The organism is Agrobacterium sp. 10T429 (assembly GCF_056393925.1).
Genome location: NZ_JBFTGV010000010.1, coordinates 69503 through 83256 on the forward strand (window position 1 = coordinate 69503; position 13754 = coordinate 83256).

14 protein-coding genes are annotated in these 13754 nt (G+C 57.7%); 12 read left to right on the plus strand and 2 right to left on the minus strand.

What is annotated here, in order from left to right:
• Window positions 1-43: 43 nt before the first annotated feature.
• From AC1DCP_RS20520 to AC1DCP_RS20530, 3 genes are all read left to right on the plus strand, one after another.
• Window positions 44-1996 (plus strand): putative bifunctional diguanylate cyclase/phosphodiesterase, encoded by a 1953-nt coding sequence (locus AC1DCP_RS20520; RefSeq protein WP_476774590.1) that lies wholly within the window; start codon window positions 44-46, stop codon window positions 1994-1996.
• Window positions 1997-2603: 607 nt separating this feature from the next.
• Window positions 2604-2897: a hypothetical protein gene (locus AC1DCP_RS20525; protein WP_025595135.1), complete on the plus strand. Its 294-nt coding sequence runs from the start codon at window positions 2604-2606 to the stop codon at window positions 2895-2897.
• Window positions 2894-3163, plus strand: a complete 270-nt coding sequence (locus tag AC1DCP_RS20530; RefSeq protein WP_013762208.1) for a DUF1488 family protein — start codon at window positions 2894-2896, stop codon at window positions 3161-3163. The genes AC1DCP_RS20525 and AC1DCP_RS20530 overlap by 4 nt, the downstream gene beginning before the upstream one ends.
• 111 nt (window positions 3164-3274) lie before the next feature.
• Here AC1DCP_RS20530 and AC1DCP_RS20535 read toward each other — a convergent pair whose 3' ends face one another.
• A complete protein-coding gene (locus AC1DCP_RS20535) occupies window positions 3275-3562 on the minus strand; it encodes a hypothetical protein (protein WP_112401715.1) in 288 nt (95 codons plus the stop codon).
• 527 nt (window positions 3563-4089) lie between these two features.
• Here AC1DCP_RS20535 and AC1DCP_RS20540 point away from each other — a divergent pair.
• The 6 genes from AC1DCP_RS20540 to AC1DCP_RS20565 are packed head-to-tail and all read left to right on the plus strand — an operon-like array spanning window position 4090 to window position 9779.
• Window positions 4090-5115: a LacI family DNA-binding transcriptional regulator gene (locus tag AC1DCP_RS20540; protein WP_112391855.1), complete on the plus strand. Its 1026-nt coding sequence runs from the start codon at window positions 4090-4092 to the stop codon at window positions 5113-5115.
• A 35-nt stretch (window positions 5116-5150) separates the two neighbouring features.
• Window positions 5151-6104 (plus strand): ABC transporter substrate-binding protein, encoded by a 954-nt coding sequence (locus AC1DCP_RS20545; RefSeq protein WP_060642837.1) that lies wholly within the window; start codon window positions 5151-5153, stop codon window positions 6102-6104.
• Window positions 6101-6910 carry an ATP-binding cassette domain-containing protein gene (locus AC1DCP_RS20550; protein WP_013762213.1) on the plus strand — a complete coding sequence of 270 codons (810 nt, stop codon included), beginning with the start codon at window positions 6101-6103 and terminating at the stop codon, window positions 6908-6910. Before AC1DCP_RS20545 ends, AC1DCP_RS20550 begins: the two co-directional genes overlap by 4 nt.
• Complete coding sequence (locus tag AC1DCP_RS20555) at window positions 6907-7911, plus strand: ABC transporter permease (RefSeq protein ID WP_476774591.1); 1005 nt, start codon at window positions 6907-6909, stop codon at window positions 7909-7911. The genes AC1DCP_RS20550 and AC1DCP_RS20555 overlap by 4 nt, the downstream gene beginning before the upstream one ends.
• A 4-nt stretch (window positions 7912-7915) precedes the next feature.
• Window positions 7916-8983, plus strand: coding sequence for a phosphotriesterase family protein (locus AC1DCP_RS20560; RefSeq protein ID WP_013762214.1), 1068 nt, complete (start codon window positions 7916-7918; stop codon window positions 8981-8983).
• A 25-nt stretch (window positions 8984-9008) separates the two neighbouring features.
• Entirely contained in the window at window positions 9009-9779 is a 771-nt protein-coding gene (locus AC1DCP_RS20565; protein WP_003518260.1) for a glutamine amidotransferase, read from the plus strand.
• A gap of 31 nt (window positions 9780-9810) precedes the next feature.
• Here the strand turns inward: AC1DCP_RS20565 and AC1DCP_RS20570 are convergent, their stop codons facing one another.
• Complete coding sequence (locus tag AC1DCP_RS20570) at window positions 9811-10707, minus strand: ribokinase (RefSeq protein ID WP_013762216.1); 897 nt, start codon at window positions 10705-10707, stop codon at window positions 9811-9813.
• A gap of 24 nt (window positions 10708-10731) precedes the next feature.
• Here AC1DCP_RS20570 and AC1DCP_RS20575 point away from each other — a divergent pair, with 24 nt between their 5' ends.
• The 3 genes from AC1DCP_RS20575 to AC1DCP_RS20585 all read left to right on the plus strand — a co-directional run bounded on the left by AC1DCP_RS20575 (window position 10732) and on the right by AC1DCP_RS20585 (window position 13670).
• Window positions 10732-11574, plus strand: coding sequence for a BtpA/SgcQ family protein (locus tag AC1DCP_RS20575; RefSeq protein WP_003518257.1), 843 nt, complete (start codon window positions 10732-10734; stop codon window positions 11572-11574).
• 19 nt (window positions 11575-11593) lie between these two features.
• Complete coding sequence (locus tag AC1DCP_RS20580) at window positions 11594-12850, plus strand: Zn-dependent hydrolase (protein ID WP_476774592.1); 1257 nt, start codon at window positions 11594-11596, stop codon at window positions 12848-12850.
• Between the two features lie 262 nt (window positions 12851-13112).
• Complete coding sequence (locus tag AC1DCP_RS20585) at window positions 13113-13670, plus strand: fasciclin domain-containing protein (protein ID WP_476774593.1); 558 nt, start codon at window positions 13113-13115, stop codon at window positions 13668-13670.
• Window positions 13671-13754 lie beyond the last annotated feature (84 nt).

The window sequence follows — 13754 nt, forward strand, 5'->3', positions numbered from 1 at the left end:
GGACTTGATAAATAACCGACTCTGTACTCGATGAGTCGTGCAAATGAACATACTTAGCGCCAAACAGAAATTGCTGTATTTTATGTCTGTCCGGTCCGACAATCCGGACCTGCTGAAAGCGCAATATCGCGCTTTCACGCGGCAGATGCCGATGATGTATTTCATACTGATTTCAAGTACATGGGCGCTGGCCACTACACATCTGCAACTGGCGCCGTTTTGGCTCACCATTGGAATTCCCGCTTTTTTCACACTCGGCTGCACCGTCAGGGTTGCATTCTGGTGGAGAACCCGCGGTATCGATCCCCCGCCGAAGGTGGCCCATGCAGCGCTTCAGCGCACAAATCGCCTGGCAGCCGGTATCGCCATTATATTCACGCTCTGGTCTTTTTTGCTGGTGCCCTATGGGGACGCCTATACGCAGTCCCATGTCGCCTTCTACATGGCGATTACCGTTATCTCCTGCATCTTCTGTCTGATGTATGTGCGTTCGGCCGCCTTCATGGTCACGGCCATCGTCAACGGCGCCTTCATCATCTTCTTTTTGGCCTCAAGGCAACCGACATTCATCGCCATTGCCATCAATGTCCTGCTGGTCTGCGCTGGCATGATGTCCATCCTGTTGACCAACTACCGCAATTTCGAGCGCATGATTGTTTCGCAGCAGCGCACGGAAGCGCTGAACAATGAGAACCTGCTGCTTGCCAATATCGACAGCCTGACGGAACTGCCCAACCGCCGCGCCTTTTTCGCCCATCTCGAAGCCGAAATCGAAAAAGCAAGGGTGGCGGGAACGCGACTGGCGCTTGGCGTTATCGATCTTGATGGGTTCAAGCCCGTCAACGACCTTTACGGCCATTCCGTGGGCGACCGGCTGCTCGTCAACGTCAGCAAACGTCTCACCGAAACTCTGACGACCAGCAAGGCATTCCGCCTTGGGGGAGATGAGTTTGCGATCGTTGCCCCAATCATACCCGATGATGCGCAACTCGTCGTAAATGCGAACGTGATCTCGGAACGGTTGAGGGCGCCCTATCATCTGCCCGAGGGAACGGTGCATGTCGCTGCTTCCATGGGGATAGCCGTATTTCCGTGCCTCGCTTTGACGCTTGAGCAACTTTTCGACCGTGCGGACTATGCGCTCTATCACGCCAAGAAAACCCGGCGCGGCGATGCCGTCCTCTTCGATGCGGAGCACGAAAAGCAGATCAATATCGAAGCCCGTATCGAACATCTGCTCAAGCAGAAAGAGATAGAAAACGAGCTTTCAGTCGTGTTCCAACCGATCGTCGACATACGCGATGGAAGAGCTGCGGGCTTTGAAGCACTGGCGCGCTGGCACAGCCCGGTCCTTGGGCATGTCCCGCCTGCCCAGTTCTTCGCCATTGCCGAGCGGGCCGGTATCGTCAGCTCGCTGACACGGCCTCTTCTTCGAGCCGCTCTCGTTTCCGCATCGGCATGGGAGCCATCCCTTAGACTGTCCTTCAACCTCTCGGCCCATGACCTCAATTCCTGCGAAGGCGTGCTGCCATTGATCGGCATCATCGAAAACAGCGGCTTCGACGCAACACGTATTGACCTTGAAATTACCGAAACGGCCTTTGCGCATGATTTTGAACAGGTCAGGCAGTCGGTCGAAATGCTGCGGCGGCTCGGCTGCGGCATTTCGCTTGATGATTTCGGCACCGGTTATTCCAGCCTGACACGGCTGCACGCTCTGCCCCTCACCAAGATCAAGATTGACCGCAGCTTCGTCACGGATCTGCACGAAAAGCCAGCCAGCTACAAAATCGTGAAATCGCTGCTCACGCTCAGCCGCGACATGGGGCTGGAATGCGTGGTGGAAGGGGTCGAAACACGGGAGGAACTCGCGGCCCTTGAAGGTCTCGGTGCTGCGCTGGTGCAGGGTTATATCTATGCGGCGCCACTACGAGAACAGGATGTCCGTGAGTTTCTTTCCGGACAGGAAAAAAAGCGCATGATCCTGTCAGCCTGAAGTGGTCTGGGTTTTTCGGGCCCGATTTTCCGGCTGCGATGCCTGCCTGCTGATGTTGATCCGGGGAAGGACAGGAAAACAGGGCTCGGCTACCTCTATCATGGCGTAGAAATACGTGCTTTGAATAGACGTGTTTGCTTTGTCTGCCCGGCAGGTTTTAGCGTCCGCCTTGTTTTCCGCGCAATCCAGGCGCAGTATAAGCTTCGTTGTGCTGGCAGCACGGCTCCCCGGTGTCAGAGAGGCACCGCCTCTTCTTCGTTGTCATTTAGTGAATGCTTGCGCTGACGGTGCCGTATTTCTTTGCGGTAATCACCGAGATGTCACCTGTTGCGTCACGAGCATGCAGGTTGACGGGCGATTACGCTGCCACCAGTTGCACAACGCAGACCATCTGCATTTCTCCAGTGCCATTTCATGGCATCTGGTCGTTTCGCTCCTGGATTTTCTTGGTACCACCCGGACACGACACCGCATTTAGTCCTTAGGGATGTCTGGCTCAAGCACCACTCCGATCGATAGGGACTTTCGACCGAGAGCCAGGAACGCAGCAGTTGCAATGTAGAATAAAACCAGCTCCACGCGGATCAAAGCCGCGCTGAAGCCTCGGATGAAAGGCAAGACCATGAATAGTTATAACGACCAAAGACGTCAGGCGCTCAGGATCGAAGTTTGGGAGAACGAAGGCGGGACTTCCGTCGCCGATACGGTTGACTCCCAATATGGAAGAAGAATCGAGAGGGACCAAACCTGGACCATATATCATGTATTCACCGGTGTGCCGGTACGGGTGGGTGGCCGCAGGCTGACTGAACTCAGCATATCGGAAGCAACCGATGGCATGCTTTCACTCAATCGTCGCAACGTTTTGCGAAGGGAAGAACGCAGCAGGTGTGAAGCATGACACTGGCTTTCCCCAACTCGGCCCGCAGTTTTGACGATGTGCGTAAAGCTGTGCGGTTTTTCGGCCATGACGGCATGTTCGAAATCCGGTTTTTTGTCGAAGCCGCTGCACTCGCCAAGGGCGGCGTGCATGCAACAGGCATGTCGGAAGCCCAATGCCTTTCGTCTTTTGACGCAATGCGCACGCCGATCTACGAGGCTGCCAAGAAGGTGTATGCCAAGTACCGGCGCAATTTGAACGTCCTGACGACTTCCGACTTCGGCTAGAGCACATCCTGTTTAGACAAAATTGTATGACGTGCTCTCGCTATTTGTTTTTACGCACTTTCCGGGCGTAAAGCTGCTACGCACTTTAGGAAATGCGCGACCATTGCGGGATCATGGAATGGCGCGCGGGCCGACGTCTACGGTTGCGACGTCGCGAGCCAATGCATCATCGATTTCAGTTGGTGACACCTGAAGGAACTGGCGGCGGTTCATAGCAACAGCGATCGCGGGAATCTCTAGATGGGTTCCCACGCGGCGATACGCCGTGAAGCTGAGGCCCTCTATCAATTCCTCGTCTATGACCAGGCGATAAGTGCCCGCTCCCAAGGGTTCCGAAAGGGCCTCCAGACGGAACGGATGCGTGAATGTGATTTCGGTCTCTGTGGTTCTTTCGATCATGTCCAACACCGCTTTCCGTTGCGTTAAAACCTGCGCAGTTACAGCCGGTTATCGCAACTATGCGCCGATCAGGATGTAAACGATCAGCGCCACACTTGCCGCAGACAAGACGTAGCCAGCAAGCGTTGCGAGATTCTGTTTTGTCGGTTGGTGGAATATGGAAGACATGGCGTCCTCCTTTGTCGGGGCCAGGGTATTCAACCCTTAAACAGCAGCGCCCGTACTATAGCTGCTGGAACAAACACATTGGACCCGTTTCACTCGTTTAGCAATGAAACAATCCTGATAATCAGAGGTGCTGATCGAAGACACCTCTATGTGACGGCGAGGAGCGCCGTCACTCGTCTCGCGATTGCCCTTCTCCGTCGGAAGGCCGCAAAAGTCTCGGATATGCCAAAATTCGAATGCCTCATCAAATGATCTTGACAGGGGGCAAGTTTTGGATTTCCTTGTAAACCGGTTTAGTAAATCGCTTTACAAGCCTATCAAGAGGCCAAAGGCCCACGGGAACAGGAACGGGAAGAATGATGGCGCCGAATCGTGCGACCAGTCTGAAGGATGTTGCCCGCACGGCGGGTGTTTCCGTCGCCACGGTGTCGCGGCTGCTCAACGGCTCGCTGGAATTGCCTGCGGACACGAAGGCCCGCATCGAAGACGCCATTCGCCAGCTCAACTATGTTCCAAACCCGCATGCCCGGCGTCTGAGCCGTGGGCGCTCCGATACGATCGGTCTCGTCGTTCCCGATATCGGCAACCCGTTCTTCGGCATGCTGGTTGCAGCAGTGGAAGAGGAGGCAGACAGGCGCGGTCTTGCCGTATCGCTTTTTGCAACGTTGAACCGGCCGGGACGCGAACTGTCCTATCTGCGGCTTCTTGCCCGCAACCATGTCGACGGGCTGGTCTTCGTTACCAACCACCCCGATACGGACGAGCTTGCCGAGCTTATCAGCGCCACCGGCAAAGTCGTTGTGGTCGATGAAGACGTCAGTGGGGCATCCGTGCCGAAGCTGTTCTGTGATAATGAACAGGGCGGCCGCCTGGCTGGCGAACACCTTGCCGGATATGGCCACGAACGTGTGCTTTATGTCGGCGGCCCGGCAGAGATGCTCAGCACGCAGCGGCGTTTCCTTGGGTTGGAGACAGCGTTGCGGACACATTGCGGCTCCGAGCCGTCGATCATGCGTTATTGCGGCGACTATACCGCGGAGTTCGGTCGCGAGGCGGCCTTGCGTTTTCTTTCCGAAGGCCGTCCCGCCACGGCAATTTTCGCCAGCTCCGACGAAATCGCCATCGGGATGATTGAAGTCTTGCGGGCGCAGGGTGTGCGCATTCCGCAGGACGTATCGATGATCGGCTTCGACGATGTCGGCCCGCTGCATCTGTTCGATCCGCCGCTTACCGCCATTCGCCAGCCGGTCAGGGCCATTGGCCAGCGCGCCCTGTCGTTGCTCGCCGAAACCAATTGGGAACAGGAAACTCCGGCCCATCCGGAAGAGCTGCTTCCCGTAGAAATCGTCGTGCGGAGCTCCGTTGCGCCGCCGTCGAAACAATAATTGCGACGGACAAAACCAACAGAGGAAGAACGCAAATGACAATAATCAAACGCAGATATTTCTCCGCAGCCCTTGCCGCCACCGTTCTGGCCGGGGCGACGCTTTCCGCCGGCATTGCCGGTGCCGCGGAAAAGACGATAGCCCTGGTGCAGATCAACCAGCAGGCCATCTTTTTCAACGACATGAACAAGGGTGCGGAAAAGGCGGCAAAGGAAGCGGGCGTCAAGCTCGTCATCTTCAATGCCAATAACGATCCGGCAGCGCAAAACAGCGCCATCGAGACCTATATCCAGCAGAAGGTCGATGGGATCGCGGTCGTCGCCATCGATGTCAACGGAATCATGCCTGCGGTAAAGCAGGCCGCCGAAGCGAACATCCCAGTGGTCGCTATCGACGCAATATTGCCCGAAGGGCCTCAGAAGGCACAGATTGGCGTCGACAATGCCAAGGCTGGTGCCGACATGGGCAAGTTCTTCGTCGACTATGTGAAGTCAGACATGGGCGGCAAGGCCAAGATCGGCGTCGTCGGGGCCCTMAACTCTTTCATCCAGAATATCCGCCAGAAGGGCTTTGAGGACACGCTCAAGGATCAGTCCGGCATCACGGCGGCTGGCGTCGTTGACGGACAGAACGTGCAGGATACGGCTCTTTCCGCAGCGGAAAACCTCATAACTGGCAATCCGGATATGACCGCAATCTACGCAACGGGTGAACCGGCCCTTCTCGGCGCCGTCGCGGCCGTCGAAAGCCAGAGCAAGCAGAAGGACATCAAGGTCTTCGGCTGGGATCTGACCAAGCAGGCGATCGCTGGCATCGACGCTGGTTATGTCGCGGGTGTCATCCAGCAGGACCCGGCGGCCATGGGTGCTGCGGCCGTCAAGGCGCTGAAGACCGTTTCTGATGGCGGCAGTGTCGAAAAGACGATTGCCGTGCCGGTGACCATCGTCACCAAGGCCAATGTCGAGCCCTACCGGGCGGTCTTCAAATGATCGCCGGCGGACAGCACCCAACCGCTGTCACCGGCGCTGGGGGAGATATTCTCCCCCAGCATCTCTCCGGTGCGGCGCAAGAACCGCGCGTCTCGCTTCGCGGTATCGTAAAAACCTTCGGTTCACATCAGGCGCTGCGCGGCGTCGATCTCGACATCTATCCCGGTGAATGCCTGGGCCTTGTCGGTGACAACGCGGCTGGAAAATCGACGCTGACGAAGGTTATTTCCGGAACCTACATTCCGGATGAAGGATCCATTACGCTCGAGGGGGAAGAGGTCCGTTTCTCCGGTCCCGCCGATGCGCGCAATCGCAATATCGAGATGGTCTTTCAGGATTTGAGCCTCTGTGACCATATAGACGTGATCGGCAACCTGTTTCTTGGGCGCGAGATCACCAAGGGTCCGTTCCTCGACCGGCAGACGATGTTGGCCGAGGCCCGCAAGATGCTGGACGCGCTGGAAATCCGTATTCCAAGGTTGACGGCCAAGGTGGAAAAACTCTCCGGCGGACAGCGGCAGGCAATCGCAATCGCCCGTGCGGCGTCCTTCAATCCCAAGGTCCTGATCATGGACGAACCCACTTCGGCGCTTGCCGTGGCAGAGGTGGAGGCCGTTCTGGCGTTGATCAACCGGGTCAAGGCCAAGGGCGTCTCCGTCATCCTCATCACTCATCGTCTTCAGGATCTGTTCCGCGTGTGTGATCGCATCGCCGTCATGTACGAGGGAACGAAGGTCGCCGAACGGCAGATCAACGAAACCAGCCTCGAAGACCTCGTCAAACTGATCGTGGGAGGTCGCCATTGACCGTCTACACTGAACGCGCCAAGGGCTCACCCGTCGCCGATTTCATTGCCGAAAACGCGCAGGTCTTGTCCATAACGGCCTTTTTCATCGCCTGCATGCTGCTCTTTGCCGTAAGCACGGATACGTTCCTGACGGCAGGCAACCTGCTGAACGTCGTGCGTCAGGCCGCTCCCATCCTCATCGTTTCCGTCGCCATGACGCTTGTCATCATCACCGGCGGCATCGACCTGTCGGTCGGCTCCATGGTTGCGCTGATCAACGCCGTCGGTGCCATCCTCATGGCGGCGGGCTATCCGTGGCCTCTGGTGCTGGTCGCCATGCTCATGCTCGGAGCCGTGCTTGGTCTCTTGCAGGGCTGGTTCATTGCCTATCAGGGCATTCCGGCCTTCATCGTTACGCTCGCAGGCTTGTCCATCCTTCGAGGGGTCGCACTCTATATCACCCAAGGGTATTCGGTGCCTATTCCGGATGCGCCCGGCTTCTTTTTTCTCGGTCGCGGAGACCTGTTCGGTTTCCCGGTGCCGGCGCTGATCGGTATCCTCATCACTGTCGTGGCCTATGTGGTCATTTCGTCCACCCGCTACGGACGCCGGGTCGTGGCGGTAGGCTCCAATCTGGAGGCTGCCCGTCGTGTGGGTATGCCGGCAAAATGGATCCTTGCATCGGTCTATCTGGTGGCAGGCGTGGCATCCGCAATCGCTGGGCTGCTGATCGCGTCACGCCTCGGCTCGGGTTCCTCCAATGCTGCTGTCGGCTTTGAGCTGCAAGTCGTGGCAGCGGTTGTGCTTGGCGGTACATCGTTGATGGGCGGACGCGGAACCATTCTCGGCTCCGTGCTTGGCACCATGACCATTGCCGTGATCGGCAACGGGCTGATCCTGATGCATATTTCGCCCTTTTTCACACAGATTGTCACGGGCGCGATCATTCTTGCCGCTATCTGGCTCAACACACGCATCTTCACCACCAACTTCCGCTTGGGTTCCAGAAAAAAGGGTTGAGGCCATGGTGGATGAACTCTCGAAAGGCCATATTCGCTCCGGTAATTTCATGACGGTTGCCGGCCCCGTCCCGGTGGAAAAGCTCGGCGTGACGTTGATGCACGAGCATATTCTCAACGATTGCCGCTGCTGGTGGCACGCCCCGAAAACGCCGGAGCGGCAATATCTGGCAGAGGGCTTGGTCTGCCAGGAAATCCTCGGCGAACTTCGCCAGGATCCCTTCGTCAACAAGCACAACATCACGCTGGATGATGAGCCGCTTGCGATTAAAGAACTGCATGAATTCGCCGCTCAGGGCGGCCATACAGTGGTGGAGCCGACCTGCCAGGGTATCGGCAGAAATCCGCTTGCCCTCAGGCGGATATCCGAGGCGACCGGGCTCAACATCGTGATGGGGGCGGGTTATTATCTGGCCTCCTCCCATCCTGAGAAAGTGGCAGCGCTCAGCATCGACGACATCGCCAATGAAATCGTTCACGAGGCGCTTCAGGGCGTCGACGGAACCGGCGTGAAAATCGGTCTGATCGGAGAGATCGGTGTGTCCTCGGACTTCACCCCCGAGGAGCAAAAATCGCTGCGGGGTGCGGCGAGGGCGCAGGCCCGTACAGGTTTGCCCCTCATGGTGCATCTTCCGGGCTGGTTAAGGCTGGGTCACAGGGTTCTCGATGTAGTCGAGCAGGAAGGCGCGGATGTCAGTCACACCGTTCTGTGTCACATGAACCCGTCGCATGATGACCTTGGCTATCAGGGAGAACTTGCCGGCCGCGGTGCCTTCATCGAATACGACATGATCGGCATGGATTTCTTCTATGCCGATCAGCAGGTCCAATGCCCGAGTGACGACGAAGCGGCCAAAGCCATCGTCCAGCTGGTGGAGCGCGGATATCTGGACCGCATCCTGCTTTCCCACGATGTTTTCCTGAAGATGATGCTGACGCGGTATGGCGGCAATGGTTACGCCTATATCCTCAAGCATTTCCTGCCGCGATTGAAGCGGCATGGTCTGGATGACCTCACCTTGCAAATCCTCATGCGGGATAACCCGCGCTCGGTCTTCCAGGCGAAGACGTGACGAACCCATAGAAATGGAACGAAAAATGACAAAGAAAATACTTCTCGTGGGCGAAAGCTGGGTCAGCTCCGCCACTCACTACAAGGGCTTCGACCAGTTCGGCAGCGTCACCTTTCACTTGGGCGCGGAACCTCTGGTAAAGGCGCTCGAAGGTAGTGAATACGAGCTGACCTACCTGACGGCGCATGATGCTGTCGAGAAACTTCCCTTCGATATGGCGGGGCTGGATGCGTATGACGCGATCATCCTCTCTGACATCGGTGCCAATTCGCTGCTTTTGCCGCCTGCGGTTTGGCTGCACTCGAAAACCGTTCCAAACCGTCTGAAGCTTCTCAAGGCATGGGTCGAAAAGGGTGGCGGCCTGCTGATGGTTGGCGGATATTTCTCGTTCCAGGGTATCGATGGCAAGGCCCGGTGGCGTCGCACCCCCGTGGAAGATACGCTTCCCGTGACCTGCCTGCCATGGGATGACCGCGTTGAAATTCCGGAAGGATCGACGGCCGACATTCTGATGCCGGATCATCCCACCGTTGCAGGTCTTTCCGGCGAATGGCCGCTTCTCCTCGGTGTCAATGAGGTAGAGGTGCGCGAGCGCGCGGATGTGGACGTGGTCGCCCGCCTGCCTGCGGAGCAGGGCGGTCATCCGCTTCTGGTCACCGGCGTTTTTGGCCAGGGTCGGACAGCGGCGTGGACATCCGACATTGGTCCGCACTGGCTCTCTCCCGCCTTCTGCGAATGGCAGGGCTACGGCCGTTTGTGGAAAAACATTCTGGGCTGGCTGACAGAAGCTCGCTAAGCGCGGCGGCATGTATCGGTGGAGAGGATCGTCAGTTGGACAAAATATCCGCGAGCTCAAGGATATCGGGAAAGGCTGAAAGCGTGCCCCGACGACTGACGGTCAACGCAGATGCCTTTGCGCCATGCCTCAACGCCCGTTCATCCACACTGACGTTTCTCAACGCGGCGGAGGCCAGCGTGACGGCCATGAAGCAATCGCCAGCACCCGTCGTGTCGACAACGCCAGTTTTTTCGGCGGGCACGGTCAGGCATTGGTTTGTCGTGCCAAGCATCGAACCCTCGCCGCCAAGGGTGAGGATGACCTGGCGGACACCGGCTGAAATGAGCAATTTTATCGCTGTCGAGCCGGTATCCCCGGTCAGGGCGGCGGCTTCGCCGCGGTTGAGGAAAGCGATGTCCGTGAGCGGCCAGAGACTTTCAAACCAGGGTTGGAGAGGTGACGGATTGAATGCGGTGATCATTCCAGTTGCCTTTGCCTGCGACAGTGCGAGACGGGTGGTTGTTTCGCCCAGATTGCCTTGCACGACGAGAAGGTCGCCGGGGCTGGCTGTACCAAGGGTTCCGGCCACGTCTTCCGGGGTCAGGGATTGTGCGCAGGCCGTGGTCGTGACGATGCTGTTTTCACCATCGGGCGTATTGAAGATTATGGAGAGATCGCTGGTCTGCCCATCCATGCCAATGAGGTCGGCGGTCAGAGGTTCGGTTGCAAGGCGGGCGCGGATGGTCGCAGACCTGTCATCTGTACCTACAGCAGCAGTCAATGTGGTATCGAGCCCGCATCGGGCCATGACAATGGCTTGATTGCAGCCTTTTCCGCCAAGATCGCGGAAGGCCTGCCGGCCGAAAATCGAAGCCCCGGCTTCCGGCAGGGCGGAAACGGAATAGGTTTCGTCGAGCGCGATATTGCCGATGACGAAGGCACGCATGAAAAACTTTCGAGAGGACAAGGCATGCAGATCATATCCGACAATAGGGCGAACGCCATCCAGGAAATCTTTGGTCGTGACAAGGCCTTGATCGGCATGGTGCATTGCCCGCCGTTTCCCGGAGCACCAAGGTATCGTGGCGCGGCCATGGATGCCATCTACGACGTCTGCATGCGCGATGCCGAGGCTTTGATCGAAGGCGGTATGCATGGTCTTCTCATTGAAAACCATGGCGATATTCCCTTTTCCAAGCCGGAGGATATCGGTCATGAGACAGCTGCCTTCATGAGCGTGGTGACTGACCGGGTCGCGCGGGCGACTGGCGTTCCGCTCGGTATCAACGTGCTTGCCAATGCGCCGATCCCGGCTTTCGCCATTGCCATGGCGGGCGGAGCGAAATTCATCCGCGTCAACCAGTGGGCCAATGCCTATGTCGCCAACGAGGGTTTCATGGAAGGGCGTGCGGCGGAAGCGATGCGTTATCGATCCCTGCTCAGGGCCGAGCACATAAAGGTTTTCGCCGACAGCCACGTCAAGCACGGCGCGCATGCGATCACGGGTGATCGTAGCATCGATGAGCTGACCCGCGACCTTGCCTTTTTTGATGCGGATGCGGTGATCGCTACTGGCCAGCGAACCGGCAACAGCGCAACGATGGCGGAAATCGAAGAGATCGGGCAGGCCACACATCTTCCGCTTCTGGTCGGTTCTGGCGTTGGGGAAGCCAATATCGTTGAAATCCTGAAGCGCACCAGCGGTGTCATCGTCGCTTCGTCGCTAAAACAGGGCGGTGTCTGGTGGAACCCTGTCGAGCCTGCCCGTGTGCGATCGTTTGTTGAGGCGGCGCAGCCAGGGCTTTCGGGTTGAGGGCAAACGGGAAATGATGATGACGCAAACTCTTTCGATCAACGGGCAGCGACTTATCGATCGACTCGACCGGTTTGCGCAAATAGGCGCGACGGCAAAGGGTGGCGTCAACCGCCAGGCCTTGACCGGCCTCGACCGGCAGGCGCGGCAATTGCTGACGGAGCTAGCGCTGCAGCGGGGCTTCAAGGTCTTTCAGGACCCGATTGCCAATCTGTTCATTCGCCGCGAGGGGCGCAACCCGGATCTGTCGCCGCTGCTTATCGGCAGTCATCTCGACAGTCAGCCTGCAGGCGGTCGTTTTGACGGTGCGCTCGGCACGCTCGCAGCTTTTGAGGTTCTGGAAACACTCGAAGATTGCGGGGTGGAAACCGAGCGGCCGGTGGAGGTCGTGTCGTTCACGAATGAAGAGGGCTGCCGCTTCGCGCCGGGCTGCATGGGCTCCATGGCTTTTGCCGCCGGTTCAATTCCAAGCGCTTGGGAGACCATGCGCGCGACTGACGGTGCGCTTTTCGTAGATGAACTCTCCGCCACGCTGGAAAGTCTCCCGGTTGCAGCGATGCGGCCTCTGGGCACGCCGGTTTTCGCTTATCTCGAGGTCCATATCGAGCAAGGCCCTTCATTGGAAAAAGAGGGCTTACCGATCGGCATCGTCACCGGCATACAGGGAACGCGCTGGCTGGAGGTGCTTATCGAAGGGCAGACCGCCCACGCTGGAACAACGGCGCTGCAATATCGGCATGACCCCATGCAAGCCACGGTCAACGCGCTTGCTGAACTCTATCGCGACATCATGCCGGCCGATCCGGCCGCGCGTTTCACGATTGGCCGAATGGCCCTTGAACCCGGCGCGGTGAACGCGATCCCGGCAACGGTGCGCTTCACGATCGATTTTAGACACCCTTCGCTGACAACAATCGGCGTCATGGAGCAGACAATCCGCATGGCTATCCAGCAGGCAGCGGCGGACACAGGCTGCTCGGCGACTATTTCGCAGATTTTCGACATGCCGCCGGCAAGTTTTCCGGATGAATTGCTCGCCGTATTGGATCAGGCCGCACAAGAGCGGGACTTTGCAACAAAGAGAATGCTCTCCGGCGCATTCCACGATGCGCTTTTTATGAACCGCGTCGCGCCATCGGCCATGATTTTCGTACCCTGCCGGGATGGTCTCAGTCACAATGAGGCTGAATATGTGGAGCAGGAGCATAGTATTGCGGGTGGCAACATGCTCTTGGCTTCGCTTCTCCAGCTGCTGGCGCCGACGGCAGCGTTGTAAATCGAATGTTTGCGGGGCGCTTTCGCCCCTTCGTAGGGTTGCTCCGTTTGCAGATCACTGCGCGCTGGCCGATCGCGAGTGTAATTCGGTTGAGAAAAAGCCGAAATGAATCAGCGCTGTAGCAAGTGGTGGTATGAAACTGCCTTTTGCTTGAAACTTTCCTCCTGTCGCTCTCGTCACTTGTGCTGTTCCCCGAGACGGGAACGATAGGCCTTCAGAGGCGCGCTTCCGCGCCGAGGCGATTAGGGAAGAGGAATATTCAATGTTCAAGTCCGCAATCCGTACGCTCGCCCTTGCGACGGCAATCTCGACTCTTGCTTCGGGTGCCTTTGCTGAAAATCCAAAGGTCGGCGGTGCAGCAATGTACGAAAACAAGAACATCATCGAGAATGCCGTCAACTCGAAGGATCACACCACGCTGGTCGCCGCCGTCAAGGCTGCCGGTCTCGTAGAAACCCTTCAGGGCAAGGGACCGTTCACGGTCTTTGCTCCGACCAATGAGGCCTTTGCCAAATTGCCGAAAGGTACAGTCGAAACTCTGCTGAAGCCTGAAAACAAGGCGCAGCTGACCAAGATCCTGACCTGTCATGTCGTGGCGGCCGATGCCATGTCCAGCGCCATCGAGAAGATGATCAAGGATGACAACGGCACCCATGATGTGAAGACGGTCGGCGGCTGCATCCTCAAGGCGAAGGAAAGCATGGGCAAAATTACCCTGACCGACGAAGCGGGTGGTGTTGCGCATGTGACGATCGCCGACGTCAAGCAGTCGAACGGCATCATTCATGTCATCGACAAGGTTCTGCTTCCGAAGATGTGATTGCTCTTATCTTCTGCATGCCTGATCCGGCCACCTCCTCGGTGGCCGGATTTTTTTGTGCTCGACGTTGCTTCTATCGGTGAG